Source organism: Streptomyces sp. NPDC001135 (genome assembly GCF_053598395.1).
The window spans coordinates 1-26,329 of sequence record NZ_JBSFKD010000042.1 but is presented as its reverse complement, the minus strand read 5'-3'; the positions used below and the strand labels follow the sequence as shown (position 1 = coordinate 26,329).

Genomic DNA, 26,329 nt, shown 5'->3' with positions numbered 1-26,329 from the left:
GCCGTGGTCCACAGCCACCCGTGCAACCATCGTGGCTACCCGGAAGTCCTCATCCGTATACGTCCGTCGCTAGGGTGTGGGGCTGTGATGGCCAGCGAGACCTGTGGGGAAGCCCGTGCGTGAATACCTGCTGACGCTCTGTATCACGGCCGCGGTGACGTATCTGCTGACAGGGCCGGTACGGAAGTTCGCGATCGTGGCCGGGGCGATGCCGGAGATCCGGGCACGTGACGTGCACCGGGAGCCCACTCCGCGCCTCGGCGGTATCGCCATGTTCTTCGGGCTGTGCGCGGGCCTGCTGGTCGCGGACCACCTGACCAACCTCAACGAGGTCTTCTCGAAGTCGAACGAGCCGCGGGCCCTGCTCTCCGGCGCGGCCCTGATCTGGCTGATCGGCGTCCTGGACGACAAGTTCGAGATCGACGCGCTGATCAAGCTGGGCGGCCAGATGATCGCCGCGGGCGTGATGGTCGTGCAGGGTCTGACGATCCTGTGGCTGCCCATCCCCGGCGTCGGGAACGTGGCGCTGACGCAGTGGCAGGGCACGCTGCTGACCGTCGCCCTCGTCGTCATCACGATCAACGCGGTGAACTTCGTGGACGGCCTGGACGGCCTCGCGGCCGGCATGGTCTGCATCGCGGCGGCCGCGTTCTTCCTGTACGCCTACCGCGTCTGGGTGTCGTACGGCATCGAGGCCGCCGCCCCGGCGACCCTCTTCGCGGCGATCCTGATGGGCATGTGCCTCGGCTTCCTGCCGCACAACATGCATCCCGCGCGGATCTTCATGGGCGACTCCGGCTCGATGCTGATCGGCCTGGTGCTGGCGGCCGGCGCGATCTCGATCACCGGCCAGCTCGACCCGGACGCGCTGAACCTGTACGCGGGTTCGGAGAAGGCGGCGGTGCACCAGACCGTGCCGGTCTACATCCCGTTGCTCCTGCCGCTGACGATCATCGCGGTGCCCACCGCCGACCTGGTCCTCGCCATCGTCCGCCGTACCTGGCGCGGCCAGTCGCCGTTCGCCGCGGACCGCGGCCACCTGCACCACCGGCTGCTGGAGATCGGGCACTCGCACAGCCGGGCGGTGCTGATCATGTACTTCTGGTCGGCCCTGATCGCCTTCGGCGCCCTGGCGTACTCGGTGAACTCGGCATCCATGTGGATCGTGCTCGGCATCGTCTTCCTCAGCGCGGTCGGCCTGGTCCTGCTGCTGCTCCCGCGCTTCACGCCGCGGGTCCCGGTCTGGGCACAGCGGTTCGTGCCCCCGCGCTACCGCCGCCGGCGTGGCGCCGTGGCGGCGGCTGCCGTGGCCACGGAGGCGGGGGAGCCGGAGGGGGCTCAGGAGACCCCGGAGCGGACCCGTGTGCCCGCCGGGGTTTCGGGCGTCAACGGGGCGACCGCGATCGGCCCCCGTTCGCGTTTCCTTGACCGCCGTTAAGACGCTCAGGGTAAGAATCTGACTAGAGCATTGCCAACTCGTGGGGGTGCAAAGCCCCCAATACCAGACAAGTGGGCGCGGTTTCTGCACAGACGCGCACTGTCACTCTCATGTGTGACAGCAAGCACACCTAGCAGGTAAAGACCTCATCAAATAGTTTGTGATACGGTTCACGAGAACCCCGGATAGAGCCGAAGGACCTGAGTGCGACGGTCCATTGGTGTGAGATCTCGATCGCTCAGCCCGGGACTACGCTCGTCCATGACGACACCCTGCCCCCTTGTGAAAGCGGAGTTGCCGCCATGCCGTCCAATGACGCCCGGAACCTTCTGCGGATCGCTGTGCCCACAGCGGCTGCAGGCGCGATCGCCGTCGCCGTGAGCGCCGCGGTCGCGGGGGGCAAGGGTGCGCTCGGTGCGGCCGTCGGCACGGTGCTGGCCATCCTGTTCATGGGGATCGGCCTGTACGTGCTGCAGTGGACGGCAAAAACGCTCCCGCAGCTGTTCCAGATGATGGGGCTGCTGCTGTACGTCGCTCAGCTGTTGCTTCTCCTGATCTTCGTCGCTGTTTTCAAGGACACCTCTCTCTTCAACGCGAAGACGTTCGCCGCGGCGCTCGTCGTCGCGACCGTCGTGTGGATGGCCGCGCAGGCGCGCGCGCACCTGAAGGCCAAGATCTTCTACATCGATCCGGACTCCGGGAAGAGCGAGAAGCCCGAGAAGACAGGGCCGTCGTCGTGAGGGGTAGGGGCGGGATAAAGGGCTGTGAGATCTCCTGCTATCGTCCGGTGCCAACTGCGGCATCGCGGGCGCGGGCATCCGAGCTGACGCCTGCTCGATCGCGAGGCTCGATGCCCTCCGGCCGCCCCCACATCCGTAACACCAGTCCGGTGCCGATCCGCGGCCGTGTGCCGCGCCGACACAACGAGGTTGCCGTACCCATGCGTCACGCCGAAGGAGCCCGCGGTGAGTGCTGACCAGACCCAGCTCGCCTTTGACTGGAGTTGTCGGATCATGTCCGACAACGGGTGCGGCTTCCCGGCCCCGGGCCTGCAGTCCTTCCTCTTCAAGCCATTGGTCACGGTCGGGGGCTTCGAGTTCAACAAGGTGATGCTGCTCGCGCTCGTCACCACCGTGCTGATCATCGCCTTCTTCTGGGCCGCCTTCGGCAAGGCCAAGGTCGTCCCGGGCAAGCTGCAGATGGTCGGCGAGGCCGGCTACGACTTCGTGCGCCGCGGCATCGTGTACGAGACCCTGGGCAAGCGGGAGGGCGAGAAGTACGTCCCGCTCATGGTCTCGCTGTTCTTCTTCGTCTGGATCATGAACGTCTGGTCCGTGATCCCGCTGGCGCAGTTCCCGGTCTCCTCGGTCATCGCCTTCCCGGCGGTGCTCGCCGCGATCGTCTACATCACCTGGGTCGCGCTGACCTTCAAGAAGCACGGCTTCGTCGGCTTCTTCAAGAACGTGACGGGCTACGACAAGTCGCTCGGCGGCGTGCTTCCGCTCGTCATGGTCATCGAGTTCTTCTCGAACCTGCTGGTCCGCCCGTTCACGCACGCGGTGCGACTCTTCGCCAACATGTTCGCCGGTCACCTGATGCTGGTCATGTTCACCGTGGCCTCCTGGTACCTGCTGAACAGCTGGCTGGTCGTCGGCGCCGGCGTCTCCTTCGTGATGACGGTGGCCATGATCCTCTTCGAGCTCTTCGTCCAGGCCGTCCAGGCGTACGTCTTCGTGCTGCTGGCCTGCTCCTACATTCAGGGCGCTCTCGCCGAGCACCACTGAGCCGTACCACCCCGCCAACCCCCAGACGTCCGGTGGCCAACCCCCACCGGTCCAGTAAAGAGAAGGAAGAACCGGCATGTCCGCTCTTGAGACCCTCGCCGCCACCGCTGGTGTCCACGGTTCCGTCGGCTCGATCGGCTACGGCCTCGCCGCGATCGGCCCCGGCATCGGCGTCGGCTTCATCTTCGGCAAGGGCACCGAGGCCCTGGCCCGCCAGCCCGAGGCGGCCGGTCTGATCCGCGCCAACCAGATTCTCGGCTTCGCGTTCTGTGAGGCGCTCGCCCTCATCGGCATCGTTATGCCGTTCGTGTTCGGTCGGTAATCAACCACCCACCGACACGTTTCGACGAAAGGCACTGATGTGATCGCCCACCTGGCACAGCTGGCGGCCGAGGAGACGGAGCAGAACCCGCTCGTCCCGGCTGGTCCCGAGCTGCTCGTCGGCACCATCGCCTTCGCCATCGTGTTCTTCTTCTTCTGGAAGAAGCTGCTTCCGAACATCAACAAGGTTCTGGAGGAGCGCCGCGCGGCGATCGAAGGCGGTATCGAAGAGGCCGACGCCATGAAGGTCGAGGCCCAGAGCGTCCTTGAGCAGTACAAGGCCCAGCTCGCCGAGGCCCGGCACGAGGCCGCGCGCCTGCGTCAGGAGGCGCAGGAGCAGGGTGCCGCGCTCATCGCCGAGATGCGGGCCGAGGGCCAGCGGCAGCGCGAGGAGATCGTCGCCGCCGGTCACGCCCAGATCGAGGCCGACCGCAAGGCCGCCGCTTCCGCGCTGCGTCAGGACGTCGGCAAGCTCGCCACCGACCTGGCCGGCAAGCTCGTCGGCGAGTCCCTCGAGGACCACGCCCGCCAGAGCCGTGTGATCGACCGCTTCCTCGACGAGCTCGAGGAGAAGGCCGAGGCCACGCGATGAACGGAGCGAGCCGCGAGGCCCTGGCAGCCGCACGGGAGCGTCTCGACGCGCTGACGGACTCCACGTCCGCCGACGCCGCTTCGCTCGCCGACGAGCTGGCGGCCGTCACCGCGCTGCTCGACCGCGAGGCCGGCCTGCGCAGGGTCCTCACCGACCCGGCGCAGCCCGCGGAGGCCAAGGCGCAGCTGGTGGAGCGTCTGATCGGTGGCCAGGTCAGCGGTGCCACCGCGGACCTGGTGGCCGGGATGGCGCGCTCCCGCTGGTCGCAGCCCCGCGACCTGGTGGACGCGCTGGAGGAGCTGGCGAGCACCGCCGACCTCACGGCCGCGGAGAAGTCGGGCACCCTCGACGACGTCGAGGACGAGCTGTTCCGGTTCGGCCGGATCGTCTCCTCGAACACCGAGCTGCGCGCCGCGCTCACCGACCGCGCCGCCGGCGGACAGGCCAAGACGGAGCTGCTGCACCGGCTGCTGGGCGGACGGGCCAAGCCCGCCACCGAGCGTCTGGTCGCGCGCCTCGTGACCGCGCCGCGGGGACGTAGCCTGGAAGCGGGACTGGAGTCCTTGTCCAAGCTCGCCGCCGACCGCCGGGACCGCCTGGTGGCGACCGTCACGTCGGCGGTGCCGCTGAGCGACCCGCAGAAGCAGCGCCTGGGCGACGCCCTCGCGAAGCTCTACGGCCGCCGGATGCACCTCAACCTGGACGTGGACCCCGGCGTCGTCGGCGGGATCCGGGTACAGGTCGGTGACGAGGTCATCAACGGCTCCCTCGCGGACCGGCTGGACGACGCCGCCCGCCGCATGGCGAGCTGAGCGACGCTCGGTATTCGAGAACAGCAGTAGTACTCACGACGGCCCTGGTTGGGCCGTGCAGAAGAATCCTGGGGGTCGCCCCCAGACCCCCAAAGTGAAACTTCGGGCCCAACAAGGAGAGCAGGGAACCCAGATGGCGGAGCTCACGATCCGGCCGGAGGAGATCCGGGACGCGCTGGAGAACTTCGTCCAGTCGTACAAGCCGGACGCGGCCTCGCGCGAGGAGGTCGGTACGGTCACCCTTGCCGGCGACGGCATCGCGAAGATCGAGGGTCTTCCCTCGGCCATGGCCAACGAACTGCTGAAGTTCGAGGACGGCACCCTCGGCCTCGCCCTCAACCTCGAGGAGCGCGAGATCGGTGCCATCGTCCTCGGTGAGTTCAGCGGCATCGAGGAGGGTCAGCCGGTCACGCGTACCGGTGAGGTCCTCTCCGTCGCGGTCGGCGAGGGCTACCTCGGCCGGGTCGTCGACCCGCTCGGCAACCCGATCGACGGCCTCGGCGAGATCGAGACGTCCGGCCGCCGTGCGCTGGAGCTGCAGGCCCCCACGGTCATGCAGCGCAAGTCGGTGCACGAGCCGATGGAGACCGGCTACAAGGCCGTCGACGCGATGACCCCGATCGGCCGTGGTCAGCGTCAGCTGATCATCGGTGACCGCCAGACCGGCAAGACCGCCCTGGCCGTCGACACGATCATCAACCAGCGTGACAACTGGCGCACCGGCGACCCGAAGAAGCAGGTCCGCTGCATCTACGTCGCCATCGGCCAGAAGGGCTCCACCATCGCCGGCGTGCGCCGCGCGCTGGAGGAGAACGGCGCGCTGGAGTACACGACCATCGTCGCCGCCCCGGCGTCCGACCCGGCCGGCTTCAAGTACCTGGCGCCGTACACCGGTTCGGCCATCGGTCAGCAGTGGATGTACGAGGGCAAGCACGTCCTGATCATCTTCGACGACCTGTCGAAGCAGGCCGACGCCTACCGCGCCGTGTCCCTGCTGCTGCGCCGCCCGCCGGGCCGTGAGGCCTACCCGGGTGACGTCTTCTACCTGCACTCCCGGCTGCTGGAGCGCTGCGCCAAGCTCTCCGACGACATGGGTGCCGGTTCGATGACCGGTCTGCCGATCGTCGAGACCAAGGCCAACGACGTCTCGGCGTTCATCCCGACCAACGTCATCTCCATCACCGACGGCCAGTGCTTCCTGGAGTCGGACCTGTTCAACGCCGGTCAGCGTCCCGCGCTGAACGTCGGTATCTCCGTCTCCCGAGTCGGTGGTTCCGCGCAGCACAAGGCGATGCGCCAGGTCTCCGGCCGCCTCCGTGTGGACCTCGCCCAGTTCCGTGAGCTGGAGGCGTTCGCCGCCTTCGGTTCCGACCTGGACGCGGCCTCCAAGGCTCAGCTGGAGCGCGGTTCGCGCATGGTCGAGCTGCTGAAGCAGGACCAGTACCAGCCGATGGCCACCGAGGACCAGGTCGTCTCCGTCTGGGCCGGCACCAACGGCCGTATGGACGACGTCCCGGTCGCCGACATCCGCCGCTTCGAGAAGGAACTGATCGACTTCCTGCACCGGAAGCACCAGGGCCTGATGACCTCCATCAAGGAGGGCGCGAAGATGTCGGACGACACGATCCAGGCGATCGACGACGCGGTGGCCGAGTTCAAGAAGCAGTTCGAGACCTCGGACGGCAAGCTGCTCGGCGAGGACGTTCCTGCCGCTGCCGCCAAGTGACGTAAGGAAGGGACCTGACTCATGGGAGCCCAGCTCCGGGTCTACAAGCGTCGCATCCGATCCGTCAGCGCGACCAAGAAGATCACGAAGGCGATGGAGATGATCGCCGCCTCGCGCGTCGTCAAGGCGCAGCGCAAGGTGGCGGCCTCCACGCCGTACGCGACCGAGCTGACACGCGCGGTCACGGCGGTCGGCACCGGCTCGAACACCAAGCACCCGCTCACCACGGAGGCGGAGAACCCGACCCGTGCCGCGGTCCTGCTCCTCACGAGCGACCGCGGTCTGGCCGGCGCCTTCAACTCCAACGCCATCAAGACGGCGGAGCAGCTGACCGAGCGCCTGGAGCGCGACGGCAAGCAGGTCGACACGTACATCGTCGGCCGGCGCGGTGTCGCCCACTACAACTTCCGTGAGCGCAAGGTCGCGGAGTCGTGGACGGGCTTCACGGACGAGCCGACGTACGCGGACGCCAAGAAGGTCGCGGCGCCCCTGATCGAGGCGATCGAGAAGGACACGGCCGAGGGTGGTGTGGACGAACTCCACATCGTCTTCACCGAGTTCGTCTCGATGATGACGCAGACGGCGCTGGACGCCCGGCTGCTGCCGCTGCGCCTCGAAGAGGTCGCCGAGGAGGCTCACCCCAAGGGGGAGATCCTCCCGCTGTACGACTTCGAGCCCTCGGCGGAGGACGTCCTCGACGCCCTGCTGCCGCGCTACGTGGAGAGCCGTATCTACAACGCGCTGCTCCAGTCGGCCGCTTCGAAGCACGCCGCCACGCGGCGCGCGATGAAGTCGGCCACCGACAACGCCGGTGAGCTCATCGAGAACCTCACCCGGCTTGCCAACGCGGCCCGTCAGGCCGACATCACCCAGGAAATCAGCGAGATCGTCGGTGGCGCGAGCGCACTGGCCGACGCGACCGCGGGGAGTGACCGATAAATGACCACCACTGTTGAGACCGCGACGGCTACGGGCCGCGTCGCCCGGGTCATCGGCCCGGTCGTCGACGTGGAGTTCCCCGTCGACGCGATGCCGGAGATCTACAACGCCCTGCACGTCGAGGTCTCCGACCCGGCGAACGCGGGCGAGAAGAAGACGCTGACCCTGGAGGTCGCCCAGCACCTGGGTGACGGCCTGGTCCGCACCATCTCCATGCAGCCCACCGACGGTCTGGTCCGCCAGGCCCCGGTCGTCGACACCGGCGACTCCATCACGGTGCCCGTCGGCGACTTCACCAAGGGCAAGGTGTTCAACACCCTCGGTGAGGTGCTGAACGTCGACGAGCGCTACGAGGGCGAGCGCTGGGGCATCCACCGCAAGGCTCCGAACTTCGACGAGCTCGAGTCGAAGACCGAGATGTTCGAGACCGGCGTCAAGGTCATCGACCTCCTCACCCCGTACGTCAAGGGTGGAAAGATCGGTCTGTTCGGTGGCGCCGGCGTCGGCAAGACGGTGCTCATCCAGGAGATGATCTACCGCGTCGCCAACAACCACGACGGTGTCTCCGTGTTCGCCGGTGTCGGTGAGCGCACCCGTGAGGGCAACGACCTGATCGAGGAGATGTCGGACTCGGGCGTCATCGACAAGACCGCGCTGGTCTTCGGTCAGATGGACGAGCCCCCGGGCACCCGTCTGCGCGTCGCGCTGGCCGGCCTGACCATGGCCGAGTACTTCCGTGACGTCCAGAAGCAGGACGTGCTGTTCTTCATCGACAACATCTTCCGCTTCACGCAGGCCGGTTCCGAGGTCTCCACGCTGCTCGGCCGTATGCCGTCCGCGGTGGGTTACCAGCCGAACCTGGCCGACGAGATGGGTCTCCTCCAGGAGCGCATCACCTCGACCCGCGGTCACTCGATCACCTCGATGCAGGCGATCTACGTCCCCGCGGACGACCTGACCGACCCGGCCCCGGCCACCACCTTCGCCCACCTCGACGCGACGACGGTTCTGTCCCGTCCGATCTCCGAGAAGGGCATCTACCCGGCCGTGGACCCGCTGGACTCCACGTCCCGGATCCTGGACCCGCGCTACATCGCCGCGGACCACTACAACGCCGCCATGCGCGTGAAGACGGTCCTGCAGAAGTACAAGGACCTCCAGGACATCATCGCGATCCTCGGTATCGACGAGCTCGGCGAGGAGGACAAGCTCGTCGTCCACCGTGCCCGTCGCGTGGAGCGCTTCCTGTCCCAGAACACCCACGTCGCCAAGCAGTTCACCGGCGTCGACGGGTCGGACGTGCCGCTGGACGAGTCGATCGCCGCGTTCAACGCGATCATCGACGGTGAGTACGACCACTTCCCGGAGCAGGCGTTCTTCATGTGCGGTGGCCTGGAGGACCTCAAGGCCAACGCCAAGGAGCTCGGCGTCTCCTGAACTCGCTGAGTTCGTGTGAGGGGGCGGGGTGCGTCCCGCCCCCTCACACACGCCCCCTAGAATTGACCCCAACACCCGGCACAACCGCCGGGTGGTGACCCGAGGAGCCACCCTTGGCTGCTGATCTGCACGTCGAGCTGGTCGCCGCCGACCGCCAGGTCTGGTCCGGCGAGGCCACCCTGGTCGTCGCGCGCACCACGTCCGGCGACATCGGCGTCATGCCCGGTCACCAGCCGCTGCTCGGTGTGCTGGAGTCGGGCCCGGTGACCATCCGGACGAGTGATGGTGGAACGGTCGTCGCCGCGGTGCACGGCGGTTTCATCTCGTTCGCGGACAACAAGCTGTCGCTGCTGGCCGAGATCGCCGAGCTGTCGGACGAGATCGATGTCCAGCGCACGGAGCGGGAGCTGGAGCGCGCGAAGGCGGAGGGCGACGCCGCCGCCGAGCGTCGCGCGGACGTCCGCCTGCGCGCTGCGACGGCGCGCTGAACCAGTCGCGCGGTACGTTGACGTCACTCAGCCGCGGCCGGCCCGGAGCAATCCGGTGCCGGTCGCGGCTGAGGTAGATGTGGGTGTTTTTTCCGTTTCATTACGAAGTGACAGAAGCAGTTCCTAGGAGACGAGGAGGTCGGTGCCGATGTTCCTCGCTCTGACTGTGTGCGGGATCGTGGTCGCGCTCGTGGTGGTGGGACTGTTCCTGTTCGGGCTGCGCCGCAGACTCATCCAGCGCTCCGGCGGCACCTTCGACTGTTCCCTGCGCTGGGACGTGGCCGAGAAACCGGACGCCAACGGCAAGGGCTGGAGCTACGGCGTCGCCCGCTACAACGGCGACCGCATCGAGTGGTACCGCGTCTTCTCCTACGCCTTCCGCCCGCGCCGCACCCTGGAGCGCGCGCAGATCGAGGTGGCCGGCCGCCGGCTGCCCGAGGGTGAGGAGGAGCTGGCACTGCTCTCCGACGCGGTGGTCCTCGCCTGTACCCATCGGGGCACGCGCCTCGAACTCGCGATGAGCGAAGACGCGCTGACCGGATTCCTCGCGTGGCTGGAGGCAGCCCCGCCCGGTCAGCGAGTGAATGTGGCGTAGCCCCATTCACTCTCCCCAGACGAAGCCGAGGGGGAGCGAATGTGGCCACTGAGCGGAGACTGCTCGCCTACAGGTTGCTGCTGATGGCGTTCACCAGCTCACCGTTGCTGGTGTCGCCGCTGAACTCCCAGAAGAAGGCCCCGCCGAGCCCCTGGGACCTGGCCCAGCCCATCTTCCCGGCGATGGTCGACGGGGTGTCGTACGACCACCAGTTGCCGCCGCAGTGCGCGTACGCCGTGCCCGCCACGGTGCCGGTGACGGGGCAGGACGTCTTGAGCACCTTGTAGTCCTCGATGCCCTGCTCATAGGTGCCGGCCGCCGGTCCCGTGGCCGTGCCACCCGGGGCGTCCTGGGTGACACCGGTCCAGCCGCGGCCGTAGAGGCCGATGCCGATGAGCAGCTTGGACGCGGGGACGCCGGCGGACCTGTACTTGGCGATCGCGTCGGCCGTGTCGAAGCCGGCCTTCGGGATGCCGGAGTACGAGGTGAGCGGGGAGTGCGGGGCGGTCGGGCCCTTGGCGTCCCACGCGCCGAAGAAGTCGTACGACATCACGTTGTACCAGTCGGCGTACTGGGCGGCACCGGCGTAGTCGGCGGCCTCGATCTTGCCGCCGGAGGAGCCGTCGGCGGTGACCGCGGCCGTGACCAGGGCCTTGGAGCCGAACTTGGCGCGCAGTGCGGCCAGCACGTTCTTGAAGGCCGCCGCCCCGCTGGTGTCGCAGGACAGGCCGCAGGCGTTCGGGTACTCCCAGTCGATGTCGATGCCGTCGAACACGTCGGCCCAGCGCGGGTCCTCCACCAGGTTGTAGCAGGACTGGGCGAACGCGGCCGGGTTGGCGGCGGCCTGGGCGAAGCCGCCGGACCAGGTCCAGCCGCCGAAGGACCACAGCACCTTGAGGTTCGGGTACCTGGCCTTCAGCTCGCGCAGCTGGTTGAAGTTGCCGCGCAGCGGCTGGTCCCACGTGTCGGCGACGCCGCTGACCGACTGGTCGGCGGTGAACGCCTTGTCGTAGTCGGCGTAGGAGTCGCCGATCGCGCACTGGCCGTTGGTCACGTTGCCGAAGGCGTAGTTGATGTGCGTGATCTTCGCGGCCGAGCCGGACGTCACCAGGTTCTTGACGTTGTAGTTGCGGCCGTAGATCCCCCACTCGGTGAAGTAGCCGAGCTTGACCTTGTCGCCGGTGGTCGGGGGAGTGGTGGTGCCTCCGGTGGTGTGCACCTTGACCGCCCCGCTGACCGGGCCGGTCTGGTCGGCGGTGTCCCGGGCCCGCACGGTGTACGAGTAGTCGGTTCCGGCGGTCAGGCCGCTGTCCGTGTACGAGGTGGCCGTCACGGTACCGACGACCTTGCCGTCGCGCAGGACGTCGTAGTTCTTCACGCCCTTGTCGTCGGTGGCCGCGCCCCAGGAGAGCTTGACCGAGGTGTCGGTGGTGTTCGAGGCGGTCGGGGTGCCGGGCGCGGAGGGTGCCGCGTCACCGGGGACCGTCGTACCGTCGCAACTACCGCCGTTCAGCTTGCAGTTGGCCGGCAAGCCGGGGCCCGAGCCGTTGAAGCCGAAGGAGACGGAGGCGCCGGGGGCGATGCTGCCGTTGTAGGACTTGTTCTTCGCGGTCCAGTGGTTCCCGGAGCTCGTGACGTCCGCGTCCCAGGCGGAGGTGACGGGCGTACCCGAGGGGAAGTCCCACTCGACGGTCCAGGAGCTGATGCTGCTGGTGCCGGTGTTCTTGATGGTCCACTGGCCGCCGAAGCCGGTGCCCCAGTCGCTGGTCTTGGTGAAGCTCGCCGTGGTGTCGGCCGCGGCTTGGGCGGGGCCCGCGAGACCGACGAGGCCGGCCAGGGGGAGCAGCAGGGTCGCGAAGCCTGCCGCGGCTCTGTGTCTGAAGCGCATGCTGCGCCTCCTCGAAATGTGGGGATGTCAGGGGCGTGACTGAGCCTTCACGCCCACGGTGCTGCGAGAGTAGAAAGGTCTGGACCACCCGTCAATAGGTCTGGACCACTTCTCCCGTTCGCTGCGTCAGATCCCCAACTCCTGCGCCAGTACGGCCGCTTGGACCCGGCTGCGCAGCTCCAGCTTGGCCAGCAGTCGGCTGACGTGGGTCTTCACCGTGCCCTCCGCCATCCGCAGCCGCGCGGCGATCTCGGCGTTCGACAACCCCTGGCCGACACAGGACAGCACCTCCCGCTCGCGCCGGGTCAGACCGTCCAGCACGGCCGGATCGGCCTTCGCCCCCCGCACCGGACCCGCCGCGAACTCGGCGATCAGCCGCCGGGTCACCGCGGGCGCGACGACACCCTCCCCGCGCGCCACCGTCCGCACCGCCTCCAGCAGGTCCCGCGCCTCGGTGTTCTTCAGCAGGAACCCGGCCGCCCCGGCCCGCAACGCCCCGAACACGTACTCGTCCAGGTCGAAGGTGGTCAGCACGAGCACGTCCGCGACCTGCTCCGCCACGATCTGCCGGGTCGCCGACACCCCGTCCAGGCGCGGCATCTGCACATCCATCAGCACCAGGTCCGGCCGCAGTTCCCGGGCCAGCTCCACCGCCCGCTCCCCGTCCGCGGCCTCGCCGACCACCTCGATGTCGGGTGCGCTGCGCAGGATCAGTACGAGCCCGGCGCGTACGGCGGCCTGGTCCTCGGCGACGAGCACATGGATGGGCTGGTTCATGCGGGGGCTCCTTCGGTGAGCGGAAGCGTGGCGCGTACGGTCCACAGGCCGGCCTCGGCTCCGGCCGTGAAGCCGCCGCCGAGCAGGTTCGCCCGCTCCCGCATCCCGGTGAGCCCGGAGCCCGAGCCGGGGGCGCGCGGAGTGTCACCGGGCCGGTAGGGGCTCGTGACCTCGACGGTCAGGGTGTCCTCGGTCTGCCGCACGGCCACCCGGACCGTCCCCGGCGCCGCGTGCTTGAGCGCGTTGGTCAGTGACTCCTGCACGATCCGGTAGGCCGCCAGCTCCACCGGCGCCGGCACCCGGCCGTGGCCGGCGTCGAGGCGCACGTCCAGGCCGTTGGCGCGGGCGCCCTTGACCAGGGTGGCGAGGCCGTCGAGCGTCGGTGTGGCGGCCGGCTCCAGGTCACCGCCGCTGTCCCGCAGGATGCCGATCAGCCGCCGCATCTCGGCCAGCCCCTCCACGCTGTTCTCCCGGATCACGCCCAGGGCGTCCCGCGAGGTCGCCGGATCGTCGAGGGACAGCGCGGCCGTGGAGTGGATGGCGATCGCGGACAGATGGTTGGCCACCATGTCGTGCAACTCCCGTGCCATGCGCGCCCGCTCGGCGGTGACCGCCTGGGTGCGGTCCATCTCCGCGAGCAGCGCGGTCTGTTCCGCCCGCAGCCGGGCCGCCTCGGCCGCGTCCCGGTGGTCGCGCACCACCCAGCCGGTCGCGGCGGGCGCGAGCGCGACCACGCCGACCCCGACACCGATCAGCAGCCCCTTCGGATCGCGCCACAGGGTGGCCGGTACGACCCCGCCGAGCACCGTCAGCATCCCGGTGATCAAGGGGATGCGGCGGGCGGCGGCCGGGGTGCCGTACACGACGGCCGCGTACATCAGGTCGGTGTACAGCACGACGGTGACGAGGTTGCCGAGGGTCACCGTGTCCAGGGTCAGTGCGAGCGTGCCGACCAGCAGACCGATGCGGGGCCGGGTGCGGCGCAGCGGCTCGCAGGCGGCCGTCACCGCCAGCGGGACCAGCGGGGCCCAGGGCGCCGACCACAGCACGAGCGGGTCCGTGGACTCACGCGAGTGGAGACCGAGCGACCACAGCAGCAGTCCGCCGAGCAGCCCGCTCACGGCGATCCGCAGGTCGTCACGGTGGGGGCGGGGGAGTGCGAGGGGCATGCCCCCATCCAACACGGCCCACGGACGGCCCGCGTGCTCCCCGGGCAGGGTACTGGACTGCAACTTTCGCTTACGCCCAGTTCGCCCGCGCCGACGACGATCCGCGCCCCGGCCGCCGGGAGCCTTGACGGGTGAACGAGGGGAGCGAACCGTGATCGTATGGCTGATCATCGCCTGTGAGGTGGCGTTCTGGGTGCTGCTGGCGGCCGGACTGACCTTCCGTTACGGGCTGCGGATGCCCCGCACCGGCCTCGCGCTGCTGCTGTGCGAGCCGCTGCTGGAGGTCGTGCTGTTCGTGGTGACGGCGATCGACCTCAAGCACGGCGCGCAGCCGGACTGGCGGCACGGCCTGGCCGCCGTCTACATCGGCTTCACGGTCGGGCTCGGCCACTCGACGATCAAGTGGGCCGACGCCCAGGTCGCCCACCGCTTCGCCGGCGGCCCGCCCCCGGTGAAGCCGCCGAAGTACGGCACGGCCCGCACCGTCCACGAGTGGAGGGTCGCGGGCCGCTGGATCCTGGCCGCACTGGTCGCCCTGGCCCTGCTCCAGGCCGCTGTCTGGTACGTCGGTTCCGCCGGCGAGACCGGTTCACTGCGCCAGTGGCAGCTGCGGATGCTGTGGGTGATCGGCATCAACGTGATCATCGCCGGCAGCTACACGCTGTTCCCGAAGCGCGAGCGCTAACGCTCACCACCCGGCACCCACAGCACATCGCCGACGTCCTTGTTCGCGGTGCGCGCCAGGATGAACAGCAGGTCCGACAGGCGGTTGAGGTAGGTCGCGGTGAGGGGGTTCATCGTCTCGCCGTGCACCTCCAGGGCCGCCCAGGTCGAGCGCTCGGCCCGCCGTACGACCGTGCAGGCCTGGTGCAGGAGGGCCGCGCCCGGGGTGCCGCCGGGCAGGATGAAGGAGCGGAGCTTGTCCAGCCGCTCGTTGAAGCGGTCGCAGTCCGCCTCCAGCTTGTCGACGTAGAACTGCTCGACCCGCAGCGGCGGGAACTCCGGGTTCTCCGCCACCGGCGTCGACAGGTCCGCACCCACGTCGAACAGGTCGTTCTGGACGCGTGTGAGGACCGCCGTGACCTCCTCCTCCAGACCGCCCAGCGCGATCGCGGTGCCGATCACCGCGTTGGCCTCGTTGGCGTCGGCGTACGCGGAGATCCTGAGGTCCGTCTTGGGCACCCGGCTCATGTCGCCGAGGTGGGTGGTGCCCTTGTCGCCGGTCCTGGTGTAGATACGCGTCAGATTGACCATGTGACCAGCGTAGTTACGCCCCGGCCGTCCGGAACACCCGTGTGCCCACCGTCACGGTCAGCGCCGCGAAGCCGACGGCTACGAGGACGCCGTAGAGCATGTGCGCGGTCGCGTAGTGGCCGACGTAGGCGTCGCGCACCGCGTCCACCAGATAGCGGAACGGCACGAAGTGCGACAGCACGTCCAGCCAGGCCGGTGCCAGGGTCATCGGGAGCATCAGGCCGGACAGCAGCATCGAGGGCATCGACACCATGTTGATGAGCGGGCCGAACTCCTGCGGGGTGCGCGCCTTCATCCCGAGCGCGTACGACAGCGAGGCCAGCGACAGGGTGAGCAGGGCGACGAACCCGAAGCCGATCAGGACACCCGCGAGCGGCGCGCGCAGGCCCATGGCAAGCGCGGCCAGCACCAGCAGCACCGCCTGGAAGACGAAGACCGTGGCGTCGCGCAGCACCCGGCCGAGCAGCAGGGCGAGTCGGCTGACCGGGGTCACCCGCATCCGCTCCACCACCCCCTGCCCCTTCTCGACGATGACCGTGAATCCGGCGAACAGGGCCCCGAACAGGCCGAGTTGGAGCAGCAGCCCGGGGACCAGCACCTGCCAGGAGCTGCCCGTGCCGCCCAGCGGCAGACCGGTGAGCAGCGGCCCGAAGAAGAGCAGATACAGCAGGGGCGTGAGCACCCCGAAGAGCAGGGCGAAGCGGGAGCGCAGGGACTGGCGGAGGTAACGGCCGTAGATGAGGGCCGTGTCGTGAAGAAGCATGTGTGGGATCCCTCTGCGGCTATACGGCGACGGGGGCGGCGTCGGCCGGGGCGGGGCCGCGGCCGGTCACGGCGAGGAAGGTGTCCTGCAGGGAGGCGTCGATCGAGCCGCCGTACTGGAGCTTCAGCGCGCTCGGTGTGCCCTCGGCGGCGACCGTGCCCTTGTCGACGATCACCAGACGGTCGGCGAGGGCGTCCGCCTCGTCCAGGTAGTGCGTGGTCAGGAAGACGGTCGTGCCGTGGTCGTCGCGCAGCCGCCGGACCAGGTCCCACAGGTCGGCCCGGCTGCCCGGGTCGAGGCCGGTGGTCGGCTCGTCCAGGAACAGCACCCCGGGCCGGTGGGTGAGCGCCATCGCGATGTCCAGCCGCCGCCGCTGACCACCGGAGAGGGCACCGGCCTTGCGGTCCAGGAACCCGGTGAGGTCCAGGTCGCGGGCGAGTTCCTCGGCCCGGGCGCTCGCCTCGGCCCTGGACAGCCGGTACATCCGTCCCTGGGTGACCAGCTCCTCCCGCACGGTGATCTGCGGATCGACCCCGCCGGACTGGGCGACGTACCCGATCGCCGTGCGCACCCCGGCCGGATCCGTCGATAGATCGTGGCCGGCGACGGTGGCCGCGCCGCCGGTCGGCTTCAGCAGGGTGGTGAGCATCCGCAGGGTGGTCGTCTTGCCGGCGCCGTTGGGCCCGAGGAAGCCGAGGATCTCGCCTTCCCGGACGGCGAGGTCGATGCCGCGCACCGCCTCCACTGGGCCGGACCTGGTCTGGAAGGTGCGGGCGAGACCCGCCGCGCTGATGACTGCTGCCATGGCCCCAGAAAAACAGAGTCTCTGAAAATTTGCAATGACCCCAAGTTTTCATCGGCTCCAGCGAAGTTAGGATGCGGGCATGGCAGAGGGGCTCAGGGAGCGGAAGAAGCGGCAGACCAGGCAGTACATCTCGGATGTCGCCACGGGACTGTTCGTCGAGCGCGGTTTCGACGCGGTGACGGTCGCGGAGATCGCCGAGGCGGCGAACGTCTCCGTCAACACCGTCTACAACTACTTCCCGGCCAAGGAGGACCTCTTCTTCGACCGCTCGGCGGGCGTGATCGACCGCCTCGCCCGCTGGGTCCGGGGCAGGCCCGAAGGCGAGTCGGCCGCCGCGGCGGTCCTCCGCGAGCTGCGCGAGGAGGTCGAGGCGGTCTCCCCCCGGGTCGGCCTGCTCCCCGGCTACGCCGCCTTCATGAAGGTCATCGAGGAGGCCCCCGCCCTGCGCTCCCGCCTGTGGGCCCTCGCCCAGGAGGTCCAGGCCCACCTGGAACAGGTGCTCCGCGAGGACACCGGCGCACCCGACGACGACGAACTGCCCCACCTGATGGCCGGCCAGATCGGCTGGATCCACAGCACGGTCGTCGCGGTCATCGGCCGCGAGATGGTCAAGGGGCGCGACCCTCGCGCCGTGTCCCGGGAGGTGCTGGTGCTGCTGGACGACATCGAGGACCTGCTGAGTGAGCGTGTCCTCGGCTATGCGGTCCGCGGGCGGGACCGGCGCGACGCCCCGTCCTGACGCCCGCGACGAACGAGGACCGGGAGCCGGCCGCGAAGAGGGGCGTCGCAGCCGCCCAACTGCAGCGTGTTCTGCGATCAGTTCACCACGGTGCGCGTTCTCGGTGTGAGCCGCAGCGGTACCGTCCGTCAGCCGCGGGGGCATGACGCCGGTGACCCGGGCCTCTGGAGGTGCGCAGGCGGCGGGGTTCCTCCGCGCAGCGGTTGCGGGGCTCCCGGCTGTGTCCGGTGCTCGCCCTTCGCGCCGGCCTGGCGCACCCCTCGGAGCGCGCCGGCCCGGCCCGCGAGCCGGTGGACGAACGGCGACGATTCAATCCATTGGGGTGAAAAGCCACTTCCGGGTGCGCAGTACCGCGCAGGCGCTCCGGCCGGGCGGCACGTACCGCTACCGGTGTGATGTCCGTCAAGTGGGACGTGACGCGCGTTACTTACTGCTCACACAGCCGCTCCGGAGCGCTATGGTCCGCCGGAGAAGCAGACTTGGAGTGCGTTCAAAGGGGAGTCGGAGTGGCACGGAAGCTTGCCGTCATCGGGGCCGGGCTGATGGGGTCCGGTATCGCTCAGGTCGCCGCGCAGGCGGGCTGGGACGTCGTCCTGCGTGACGTCACCGACGAGGCGCTCAGGCGTGGCACCGACGGTATCAAGGCGTCGTACGACAAGTTCGTGAGCAAGGGGAAGTTGGAGGCGCAGGACGCCGAGGCCTCCCTGGCCCGCATCACCGCGACCACCGACCTGGACGCCGCCGCCGACGCGGACGTCGTGGTCGAGGCCGTGTTCGAGAAGCTGGAGGTCAAGCACGAGATCTTCCGCGCGCTCGACAAGCTCGTGCGCGAGGACGCCGTGCTCGCCTCCAACACCTCCGCCATCCCGATCACCAAGATCGCGGCGGTCACCGAGCGCCCCGAGCGGGTCGTCGGCGTCCACTTCTTCTCGCCGGTGCCGATGATGCAGCTCGTCGAGCTGGTCCGGGGCTACAAGACCAGCGACGAAGCCCTCACCACCGCGCGGGAGTTCGCCGAGTCCGTCGGCAAGACCTGCATCGTCGTCAACCGGGACGTCGCCGGGTTCGTGACGACCCGCCTCATCTCCGCCCTCGTCGTCGAGGCGACCAAGCTCTACGAGTCCGGTGTCGCCACCGCCGAGGACATCGACCTCGCCTGCAAGCTGGGCTTCGGTCACGCCATGGGCCCGCTCGCCACCGCCGACCTCACCGGCGTGGACATCCTGCTGCACGCCACCGGCAACATCTACACCGAGTCCCAGGACGAGAAGTTCGCCCCGCCGGAGCTGATGCGCCGGATGGTGGATGCCGGTGACATCGGCCGCAAGAGCGGGCAGGGCTTCTACACGTACTGAGACCCGCCCGTCACGCGCACTGAGACCCACCCGTACCCGGACAACGCCCGACATTCACCCCGGGAACATCACCCCCAGGGGTGAATTCGGTATCGGTTCGCTTACAACCAGCAACCGCACCACCACTCACGCAGTCAGACGGTGCAAGCACCGTCACCGAGTACGCCAACCGCACTCAACGGGGAGCGCTTATGCACATCAGGGGCGACCATGCCGAGCTGGTCGTCGGGGGCCGCCTCGACGTCCGCAGCGCGGCGGACGCCCGTACGGCCCTGCACTCGGCCGTCGACGACGGAGTCGGCGACCTGGTGCTCGACCTGTCCGAACTGGACTCCTGGGACGCCACCGGGCTCGGGGTGATCATGGGTGCCCATCGGCGGGCCGGCCGCTGCGGTCGCCGTCTGGTGCTGCGCGGTGTCCCGCCGCAGATGCAGCGCCTGCTGGTGGCCACCCGGCTGCACCGCATCCTCGCCATCGAGGGCGGCATCGGGGTCGAGTCGCTGCCCCGGGTGTGAGGCGGGTACGGGTGTGAACCGGGCGACCAGAGAGCCCGGGCAGACCCGGGCGCAGGCAGCGAAGCGCACGCCGGGGGCAATCCTCACCGGACTGTGACGTCTCGGACCACCCGGCACCCCGCCCTGTCGGAGATACTGAGCGAAGGTTTAGGGTTCGGTCGCCCGCCGCCTCGCAACCCTCGACCGAGCGGGCCCGGACCAGAAGCGACAGCGCGGTGTGCGACAAGGCCGGGAGGGGCCGGAATCACGGGCACACAACGCTTTTGGGGGGCAGAACCCATGGAACGCATGGAACCCATGGACCCGATCGACCGGGGACCCGAGGAGCACGGTCAGGCGGCCGGCCGCCGCCCGCCCCGGGAATCCCTCACCTCCGACTTCGGCCAGAGCGCGCCCGCGCCCGCCCGTACGGCGCAGCTCGTCTCCGGCGACCTGCTGCTGACCGTCAACCCCGTCGACGGCAGCGAGATCGAGCCCTGTCCGCCGGTCCGGCAGCCGGCCGGGCCCCGCAAGCGCACCGCCGCCGAGCGCACCGAGACCGAGCGTGCCGCCCGGCCGCCCGTGCCGCCCGGTCCCGCCCAGCCGGCGCTCTCCCTGCTGGAGCGGCAGGACGAACGCGAGCGCCTGGTCCGGCTGCTGGCCCGTGGCCGCTCGGTCCGGCTCACCGGTCCCGGCGGCTCCGGCCGCACCGCGCTGCTCGACCTCGTCGCCGAGGACTGCCTGGACCTCGCGCCCGACGGCGTGGTCCGGCTCACCGGATTCCACCGCACCGCCACCGACCTCCTCCACGACCTCTTCCACGCCGTCTACGACGCCCCCGGGCACCGCCCGGAACCGGACGAACTGCGCGCGCTCGTCGGTGAGATCGGCGCCGTCGTCGTCCTGGACGACATCGAGTTCGGCGGCACCGCCCTCGACGAGCTGCTCGACGCCACCCCCGAGTGCGCGTTCCTGATCGGCGCCACCCCCGACGTGCCGGCGCCCTCCGACGGGTCCGCGGTCGAGGAGGTCTTCCTCGGCGGGCTCGACCGGGCCGGCGGTGTGGAGATCCTGGAGCGGGCCGTCGGCCGGGTCCTCACCGAGGAGGAGGCCAACTGGGCGGGCGACCTGTGGTTCGAGTCCGAGGGGCTGCCGCTGAGGTTCGTCCAGGCCGGGGCCCTGCTCCGGCAGCGGGACGAGCTGCGGGCCGACGCCGGGGCGGTGGACGAGTACGGCGTCTTCGAGGACGTACGCGAGCCGGTCGAACCGTCCCTGGAGCCGACGGACGAGATCCCCCTGCCCTCGCTCGGTGAGGCCGCCGCGCCCGGCCCGCTGCTCGCCTCCCGGCTCAGCGCCTCCGCCCGCGCCACCCTGCGCTTCGCCGTCGCCCTCGGCGGCGAGGTGCCGCACCAGGCGCATCTGCCGGCACTGATCGGCGACACCCACGCCGACGCCGCCCTCGGTGAACTCGTCGCGTGCGCACTGGTCTCCCCGGTCGGCGCCCGCTACCGTCTCGCGGCCGGCGTCCAGGCCCAGCTGGAGGCCGCCGGATACGCCGACGACACCGACGCCCAGGCCCTGGCCGCCGCCGAGCACTACACCTGGTGGGCCGGTCATCCGTCGGTCACCGCCGAGCGGGTGTGCGCGGAGGCCGACGCGGTCCTGGCCGCGCTCGCCGCGGTCGTCCCGCAGACGGCTCCGTCCGCCGAAGGGCAGGAGAACTGCGCGGTACGGCTCGCCCGTACGGCCGCGCCCGCCTTCGCCGCCGGGCTGCACTGGAGTGCCTGGGAACGGGCCCTGCGCTCCGGCGCGGAAGCCTCCCGACTGGCCGGCGAGGTGCATGAACAGGCCTATTTCCACCATGAGTTGGGCGTCCTGGCGCTGTGCGGCGGACAGCTCGACCGGGCCCGCGCCGAACTGGAGGCGTCCATCGGGCTGCGCGGGGCGCTCGCCGACAGGCGGGGCACCGTCGCCGGCCGCCGGGCCCTGGCCCTGGTCGCCGACCGCTCCGGCGAGGTGCCCGGGCTCGTGGCGGCGGGGCTCGTGGCGGCGGGGGAGGAACTGCCGGAGGTACGGCACGAGGAGTCGGCGCCACCGCCGTACGTGCCCCTCGGCGACCCCCTGGTCACCCACCGGTTCCCGGCGGCCGCCACGGCGCGGGGCAGGGGCCTTGCGCGGCTGGCCCGCCGCAACCTCGTGGCGATCGGCTCGGGGGCGCTGCTCGCCGCCGTGCTCGGTACGGTCGTCACGCTCGGCATGACCTCCGACGACAACGCCGGCAAGAACCCGGCCGGGAAGGTCGACGTCAACCCGTCGGCGAGCCCGGGTCTGGACGACGGCGACCTCGGCGCGGACCCGAAGAGGGACCCGACGGCGCGCACCGGCTCGGGTCCGACCGTCGCCCGCCCGACGGACCCGGGCCCCGACGGCTCGTACGGCACGGGCGACGACCCGGCCCCGTCCCGGCCGGCCACGTCCCCCTCGGCCGGCCCGAGCCACACCCGGGGCACCGGCGGCGGCACGACGTCCCCGACCCCGTCCAAGTCGAAGCCGACCAGGCCGGGTTCTCCCTCGCCGACGAAGACGACCCCCTCCGGCAGCCCGTCGACCCCGCCGCCCTCCAGCACACCCACACCGACGCCGACACCGACCCCCACGCCGACCCAGACGGGCGGTACGACCCCGTCCACGACGGACACGGCGAGCGGCCCGACGGCGCCGCGGAGTTCGGGGACCACGGCGAGTTCGCAGAGCGCGTCGAGTCCGGAGAGCGCGTCGGAGTCCCCGGACGCGGTGATCTAGCTCTTCGTAGCCTGCCGCCGGCCCGGCGGCAGGCTCAGAACAGGCGGAGCTTGTCGTCCTCGATGCCCCGCATGGCGTCGTAGTCGAGGATCTGGCAGTTGATGCCGCGGTCGGTGGCGAGGACGCGGGCCTGGGGTTTGATCTCCTGCGCCGCGAAGACGCCGCGTACCGGCGCCAGGTGCGGATCGCGGTTCAACAGCTCCAGGTAGCGCGTGAGTTGCTCCACGCCGTCGATCTCGCCGCGCCGCTTGATCTCGACCGCGACCGTCTGGCCGTCCGCGTCCCGGCACAGGATGTCCACCGGGCCGATGGCCGTCATGTACTCGCGGCGGATCAGCGTGTATCCCTCGCCGAGCGTCTCGATGCGGTCGGCCAGCAGTTCCTGGAGGTGCGCTTCCACGCCGTCCTTGATCAGGCCGGGGTCCACGCCCAGTTCGTGCGAGGAATCGTGGAGGATCTCCTCCATCGTGATGATCAGTTTTTCGCCCGCCTTGTTGACGACGGTCCACACGCCCTCGTCCTCACCCGCGCCCTCCTTCAGTGTGCAGGGCGGCGACATCCAGTTGAGGGGCTTGTAGGCCCGGTCGTCGGCGTGGATGGAGACGCTGCCGTCCGCCTTGACCAGGATCAGGCGGGGCGCCGAGGGCAGGTGGGCGGTGAGCCGGCCGGCGTAGTCGACCGAGCACCGGGCAATGACGAGACGCATGGTCGGCAACGCTACTCGACGCGCGCCGGTGCACGCGATTCGCCCGTCGCGCTCCCTGTGGATCGCCCCAATTGTCCCTGGAAACTCTTGTTCATCCCTGGCCGATTGTGCCCGTAACGGGACCGTTCCATATACCCATTCTGCTGGTGTGGTCACCGACCGTTGCCTAACGTAGGAGAACGGGAGGTCGCGATATGTGTACTGAGCGTGTTCGAAATAGCGAACTCCCCTACCTGTCCGGCAACCCCTGCTCCGCGGGGGTGCGAGAGGAGTACCCATGTCGCTCGACGTCTCACCGGCCCTACTCGAACAGGCCGAGCGAGGCGAGGTCGACGAAGCAGCATTCGTCGACTGCGTCCGGACCTCCCTGCCCTACGCATGGGAGATGATCAGCTCCCTGGTGGCCCGGCTGAAGGTCGACGGCGGCCCGTTCGCCGACAACCAGACGCCCCCGCCGGACGAGCAGGCACGCGGTCAGCTGCTGCGCGCGCTCGCGAGTGACGCCATACGCGGCGCCCTGCAGCGGCACTTCGGTGTGCGGCTGGCCTTCCAGAACTGCCACCGGGTGGCGGTGTTCCCGCTGGACGCCTCGGTCGACGAGACGCTGGCCCGCTTCACCTCGGTGCGCAACCAGTTGCTGAACCAGTCGCCGGAGCTCCGGGACTGCTGACGCGCGGGCCGCCACGGCCGGCCGGTGAGCCGCTCGCTTGCCGCTCCATCCGCGGGACGTGTGGTCGGTCCTGGGGCGGCAAGCCCCCAAGGCGGCCGGTGAGGCGGGGGGACGGCTCAGCGCAACTGGGGCAGTACCTCCGCGCCCAGCCGCCGCAGGTTCTCCTCGGTCGCGGCGAGATCGCCCGAGCCCTCCGTGAGGAGGGCGAAACGAGTGATGCCGGTGCGCTCCGAGGTGGCCGCGAGCCGGTCGGCGGCGAGCCGTGGGGCGCCGACCGGGTGCAGGCCGCAGAGCAGTTCGGTGTAGGCGTACGGGTCGCGCATCGCACGCTCCCGGCCGTCGACCGTCACATGCGCGTCCAGGCCCTGCTTCAGCCAGCCCGGCATCGCCTTCAGCAGGATCTCGGCCGCGTCCGTGCGCCGGTCGGCGAGCTGGCACACCCCGGCCGAGACGTGCGCGGCGCCCGCGATCTCCTCGCCCGTCCGGCCCGCCGCCCGGGCGCAGCGCCGCCACAGGGCGACCATCTCGGCCTTCTCCTCGTCCCCGACGTGCATGCCGAGCAGCATCGGCAGCCCGCGCTCGGCGGCCAGCCGTACGCTCGCCGGGGAGGTGCAGGCGACGACGACCTCCGGCCCGGGGGTCTCCGCCAACGCCTCCGACGGGCGGGGTACGACGGGCACCTCGCGGAAACGGAACCGCTCGCCGGAGGCCGCCACGCGCGGCTCGCGCAGCCAGCGCAGCAGCAGATCGAGTGACTCGGGGAACCCGTGTTCGTACGCCTCCAGGCCCGCGCCGAACACCTCCAGATCCACCCAGGGCCCGCCGCGCCCGACACCCAGGCTGAACCGGCCGCCGCTCGTCAGGTGCAGCAGCGCGGCCTGCTCGCCGAGGGCGACCGGGTGGGCCGTGGGCAGCACACTGACCGCCGTGCCGACGCGGATGCGGCGGGTGCGGCCGAGCAGCAGGGCGGCCAGGGTGACGGCGGACGGGCATGTGCCGTACGGCACGAAGTGGTGCTCGGCCAGCCATACGGCGTCCAGCCCGGCCTCCTCGGTGACCTCCGCCGAGCGGACGGCCCGGTGCAGGGCCTCCCCGGGGCCCTGGCCCGGGAACTGGGCGCCCAGTACAAAACTTCCTACGTACATCGCGTTTCCTGCTTCCTTGGCTCCGACCCGGAGCTCCCCCACCCGGCATAACCGTCTGACACGTGCCCAGGACACGGCCTGGCGGAGAGATTTGCGGATTGTCTGCAGAATGGGTCCTCGCAGAGGGGGACTTGTGTGGTTTGGTTCCGTACGCGTACCCCTCGTGGCGGCGCGTAGGCTGGAAGCAGCCCGTGCTTCCTGTATAGCCCCGAGAGGTGTCCCGTGTCCCCGCGTCGCAACCGACCGAAGGCAGCCGGATCATCGGACCGGAGCGCCGAGGACGACCGCGCCGGCCGGTACGGCGGCTGGCAGTCCACCGAGCACTGGCAGGGCGAGGAGTGGAGCGTGCGCCATGTCGCCGGGGCGAGCGCGGAGGGCAAGACCTACCGCTGCCCGGGTTGCGACCAGCTGATCCCCTCCGGCGTCCCGCACGTGGTGGCCTGGCCGGAGCACGCGGGCGTCGACGACCGCCGCCACTGGCACAAGTCCTGCTGGAACGCGAAGGACCGCCGCACCACCCGGGTGCAGCGGTCCCGTAACGCGCCGAGGTTCTAGCCGGGGCCGGCCAGTCGGGCGCGACATCAGCCCGTATCGGCGGACTTGAAAACACGAGGGCCTCCCGTCGGCAGCCCGCGGATGAGTGATCCGCGGTGCCGGGAGGCCCTCGTGCGTCGGTCGGTCAGACTCACACGTCCCGGCTCCGCAGGAGCGCGTAGGCGCCGACGTACGCGGCGGCCGTCAGGCCCAGCATGATCCACAGCGGGTCCCAGCCGGTCGGGCCGGATCCGCTCAGGGTGTTGTCGTAGAAGACGCCCAACTGGCTCGGGATGGAGTACTTGAACAGCCACTCCCGTACGTCGGACAGCGAGGACGTGGCCATGAACAGCGCGATGACCAGCGGCGCGAGCACCGCACCGATCATGATCGTGATACCGCCCGCGGAGTGCCGGACGATCGAGCCGATGAGCAGCGAGAGCAGCCCGAGCAGCGCGATGTAGAGGCTGACGCCGACGGTGTCCCTGAACCAGTCCGAGCCGGAGGGCGTGTCGGCGCTGGTGCCGCTCAGCATGGACGCCTGGACCATGCCCACGAACGCGGACGCGGCCAGCGTGACGACGAACGCGACGAGGAAGAACACGATCGACTTCGCGGCGAGCACCCGGCCCCGGCTCGGGCACGCGGTCATCGTCGTGCGGACCATGCCGGTGCCGTACTCCGAGGCCGTGGTCAGCACGCCGAGCGTGATGATGCACATGAGGCCGAGGAGCAGTCCGAAGAACCCGAGGGAGAGCGGGTTCGTGCCCTCCATGTTCGTCGTGTCGGCGTGGGCCTTGACCAGCGCGCCGGTCATCAGGCCGATGCCGACGACCAGGACCACGAACACGCCGAGCGTCCACATCGTCGAGCGCACCGACTTGATCTTCGTCCACTCCGAGGCCAGCGCGTGCCCGAGGTGGGTGCGCACGACCGGGATCGGCGAGGTGTAACCGGGGTACGAACCGCCGGGCGCCGCCTGCCAGTCGGGCGCGGCGGGGGCCTGCGGCATCGGGGGCTGGTGGGTGCTCATCGGGCGTCCTCGGGCTTGGTCAGGTCGGCGGGGGCGGGGGCGGGGGTGGGGACTCCGTCTGAG

Annotated in this window: 27 protein-coding genes; 18 read left to right on the top strand and 9 right to left on the bottom strand. The window is 70.1% G+C overall.

Annotation, left to right across the window (positions count from 1 at the left end; genetic code table 11):
* Positions 1-115: 115 nt before the first annotated feature.
* From ACWC94_RS36400 to ACWC94_RS36350, 11 genes are all read left to right on the top strand, one after another.
* Positions 116-1,438, top strand: a complete 1,323-nt coding sequence (locus ACWC94_RS36400) for an MraY family glycosyltransferase (protein ID WP_450801558.1) — start codon at positions 116-118, stop codon at positions 1,436-1,438.
* 302 nt (positions 1,439-1,740) lie between these two features.
* Positions 1,741-2,178: a hypothetical protein gene (locus ACWC94_RS36395; RefSeq protein WP_450801557.1), complete on the top strand. Its 438-nt coding sequence runs from the start codon at positions 1,741-1,743 to the stop codon at positions 2,176-2,178.
* A gap of 273 nt (positions 2,179-2,451) precedes the next feature.
* Positions 2,452-3,222 (top strand): F0F1 ATP synthase subunit A, encoded by a 771-nt coding sequence (gene atpB, locus ACWC94_RS36390; protein WP_450801604.1) that lies wholly within the window; start codon positions 2,452-2,454, stop codon positions 3,220-3,222.
* Between the two features lie 76 nt (positions 3,223-3,298).
* Positions 3,299-3,544: an ATP synthase F0 subunit C gene (atpE, locus tag ACWC94_RS36385; protein ID WP_450801556.1), complete on the top strand. Its 246-nt coding sequence runs from the start codon at positions 3,299-3,301 to the stop codon at positions 3,542-3,544.
* Positions 3,545-3,583: 39 nt separating this feature from the next.
* Positions 3,584-4,135, top strand: a complete 552-nt coding sequence (locus ACWC94_RS36380) for a F0F1 ATP synthase subunit B (RefSeq protein ID WP_450801555.1) — start codon at positions 3,584-3,586, stop codon at positions 4,133-4,135.
* Positions 4,132-4,947 carry a F0F1 ATP synthase subunit delta gene (locus ACWC94_RS36375; RefSeq protein WP_450801554.1) on the top strand — a complete coding sequence of 272 codons (816 nt, stop codon included), beginning with the start codon at positions 4,132-4,134 and terminating at the stop codon, positions 4,945-4,947. Before ACWC94_RS36380 ends, ACWC94_RS36375 begins: the two co-directional genes overlap by 4 nt.
* A gap of 133 nt (positions 4,948-5,080) precedes the next feature.
* Entirely contained in the window at positions 5,081-6,673 is a 1,593-nt protein-coding gene (gene atpA, locus ACWC94_RS36370) for a F0F1 ATP synthase subunit alpha (protein ID WP_069778689.1), read from the top strand.
* Between the two features lie 21 nt (positions 6,674-6,694).
* Positions 6,695-7,612: a F0F1 ATP synthase subunit gamma gene (locus ACWC94_RS36365; RefSeq protein ID WP_450801553.1), complete on the top strand. Its 918-nt coding sequence runs from the start codon at positions 6,695-6,697 to the stop codon at positions 7,610-7,612.
* Positions 7,613-9,049: a F0F1 ATP synthase subunit beta gene (atpD, locus tag ACWC94_RS36360; protein ID WP_450801552.1), complete on the top strand. Its 1,437-nt coding sequence runs from the start codon at positions 7,613-7,615 to the stop codon at positions 9,047-9,049.
* 113 nt (positions 9,050-9,162) lie between these two features.
* Positions 9,163-9,537 carry a F0F1 ATP synthase subunit epsilon gene (locus ACWC94_RS36355; protein ID WP_450801551.1) on the top strand — a complete coding sequence of 125 codons (375 nt, stop codon included), beginning with the start codon at positions 9,163-9,165 and terminating at the stop codon, positions 9,535-9,537.
* Positions 9,538-9,685: 148 nt separating this feature from the next.
* Positions 9,686-10,132: a DUF2550 domain-containing protein gene (locus tag ACWC94_RS36350; protein WP_450801550.1), complete on the top strand. Its 447-nt coding sequence runs from the start codon at positions 9,686-9,688 to the stop codon at positions 10,130-10,132.
* A gap of 67 nt (positions 10,133-10,199) precedes the next feature.
* On the opposite strand, the gene ACWC94_RS36345 is transcribed toward ACWC94_RS36350, so the two are convergent.
* The 3 genes from ACWC94_RS36345 to ACWC94_RS36335 form a co-directional block, all read right to left on the bottom strand.
* The gene (locus tag ACWC94_RS36345; RefSeq protein ID WP_450801549.1) at positions 10,200-12,020 is read right to left on the bottom strand and encodes a glycosyl hydrolase family 18 protein; all 1,821 of its coding nucleotides are present in this window, start codon (positions 12,018-12,020) and stop codon (positions 10,200-10,202) included.
* 126 nt (positions 12,021-12,146) lie between these two features.
* A complete protein-coding gene (locus tag ACWC94_RS36340; RefSeq protein ID WP_450801548.1) occupies positions 12,147-12,797 on the bottom strand; it encodes a response regulator in 651 nt (216 codons plus the stop codon).
* Positions 12,794-13,966, bottom strand: coding sequence for a sensor histidine kinase (locus ACWC94_RS36335; protein ID WP_450801547.1), 1,173 nt, complete (start codon positions 13,964-13,966; stop codon positions 12,794-12,796). The genes ACWC94_RS36340 and ACWC94_RS36335 overlap by 4 nt, the downstream gene beginning before the upstream one ends.
* A gap of 151 nt (positions 13,967-14,117) precedes the next feature.
* On the opposite strand from ACWC94_RS36335, the gene ACWC94_RS36330 reads away from it, so the two are divergent.
* A complete protein-coding gene (locus ACWC94_RS36330) occupies positions 14,118-14,651 on the top strand; it encodes a hypothetical protein (RefSeq protein ID WP_450801546.1) in 534 nt (177 codons plus the stop codon).
* On the opposite strand, the gene ACWC94_RS36325 is transcribed toward ACWC94_RS36330, so the two are convergent.
* Genes ACWC94_RS36325 through ACWC94_RS36315 form a run of 3 tightly spaced genes read right to left on the bottom strand, consistent with a single transcriptional unit; the run spans position 14,648 to position 16,788 of the window.
* Positions 14,648-15,220 carry a cob(I)yrinic acid a,c-diamide adenosyltransferase gene (locus tag ACWC94_RS36325; RefSeq protein WP_450801545.1) on the bottom strand — a complete coding sequence of 191 codons (573 nt, stop codon included), beginning with the start codon at positions 15,218-15,220 and terminating at the stop codon, positions 14,648-14,650. The two genes, ACWC94_RS36330 and ACWC94_RS36325, sit on opposite strands and share 4 nt — an antisense overlap.
* 13 nt (positions 15,221-15,233) lie before the next feature.
* Positions 15,234-15,983: an ABC transporter permease gene (locus ACWC94_RS36320; RefSeq protein ID WP_450801544.1), complete on the bottom strand. Its 750-nt coding sequence runs from the start codon at positions 15,981-15,983 to the stop codon at positions 15,234-15,236.
* Between the two features lie 19 nt (positions 15,984-16,002).
* Positions 16,003-16,788: an ABC transporter ATP-binding protein gene (locus ACWC94_RS36315; RefSeq protein WP_450801543.1), complete on the bottom strand. Its 786-nt coding sequence runs from the start codon at positions 16,786-16,788 to the stop codon at positions 16,003-16,005.
* A 79-nt stretch (positions 16,789-16,867) separates the two neighbouring features.
* On the opposite strand from ACWC94_RS36315, the gene ACWC94_RS36310 reads away from it, so the two are divergent.
* The 4 genes from ACWC94_RS36310 to ACWC94_RS36295 all read left to right on the top strand — a co-directional run bounded on the left by ACWC94_RS36310 (position 16,868) and on the right by ACWC94_RS36295 (position 22,178).
* Positions 16,868-17,527, top strand: a complete 660-nt coding sequence (locus ACWC94_RS36310) for a TetR/AcrR family transcriptional regulator (RefSeq protein ID WP_450801542.1) — start codon at positions 16,868-16,870, stop codon at positions 17,525-17,527.
* Positions 17,528-18,033: 506 nt separating this feature from the next.
* Positions 18,034-18,882: a 3-hydroxyacyl-CoA dehydrogenase family protein gene (locus tag ACWC94_RS36305; RefSeq protein ID WP_450801541.1), complete on the top strand. Its 849-nt coding sequence runs from the start codon at positions 18,034-18,036 to the stop codon at positions 18,880-18,882.
* A gap of 191 nt (positions 18,883-19,073) precedes the next feature.
* Positions 19,074-19,397, top strand: a complete 324-nt coding sequence (locus ACWC94_RS36300; protein WP_360096613.1) for an STAS domain-containing protein — start codon at positions 19,074-19,076, stop codon at positions 19,395-19,397.
* A gap of 297 nt (positions 19,398-19,694) precedes the next feature.
* Entirely contained in the window at positions 19,695-22,178 is a 2,484-nt protein-coding gene (locus tag ACWC94_RS36295; protein WP_450801603.1) for an ATP-binding protein, read from the top strand.
* Between the two features lie 34 nt (positions 22,179-22,212).
* On the opposite strand, the gene nucS is transcribed toward ACWC94_RS36295, so the two are convergent.
* The gene (gene nucS / locus ACWC94_RS36290) at positions 22,213-22,884 is read right to left on the bottom strand and encodes an endonuclease NucS (protein WP_450801540.1); all 672 of its coding nucleotides are present in this window, start codon (positions 22,882-22,884) and stop codon (positions 22,213-22,215) included.
* A gap of 277 nt (positions 22,885-23,161) precedes the next feature.
* On the opposite strand from nucS, the gene ACWC94_RS36285 reads away from it, so the two are divergent.
* Positions 23,162-23,554, top strand: a complete 393-nt coding sequence (locus ACWC94_RS36285) for an SCO5389 family protein (RefSeq protein WP_450801539.1) — start codon at positions 23,162-23,164, stop codon at positions 23,552-23,554.
* Between the two features lie 116 nt (positions 23,555-23,670).
* Here ACWC94_RS36285 and ACWC94_RS36280 read toward each other — a convergent pair whose 3' ends face one another.
* Positions 23,671-24,699, bottom strand: coding sequence for an LLM class flavin-dependent oxidoreductase (locus tag ACWC94_RS36280; protein ID WP_450801538.1), 1,029 nt, complete (start codon positions 24,697-24,699; stop codon positions 23,671-23,673).
* 222 nt (positions 24,700-24,921) lie between these two features.
* Here ACWC94_RS36280 and ACWC94_RS36275 point away from each other — a divergent pair, with 222 nt between their 5' ends.
* A complete protein-coding gene (locus ACWC94_RS36275; protein WP_450801537.1) occupies positions 24,922-25,254 on the top strand; it encodes an ATP/GTP-binding protein in 333 nt (110 codons plus the stop codon).
* A 130-nt stretch (positions 25,255-25,384) separates the two neighbouring features.
* On the opposite strand, the gene ACWC94_RS36270 is transcribed toward ACWC94_RS36275, so the two are convergent.
* Positions 25,385-26,266: an ABC transporter permease gene (locus ACWC94_RS36270; RefSeq protein ID WP_450801536.1), complete on the bottom strand. Its 882-nt coding sequence runs from the start codon at positions 26,264-26,266 to the stop codon at positions 25,385-25,387.
* Positions 26,267-26,329: the final 63 nt, after the last annotated feature.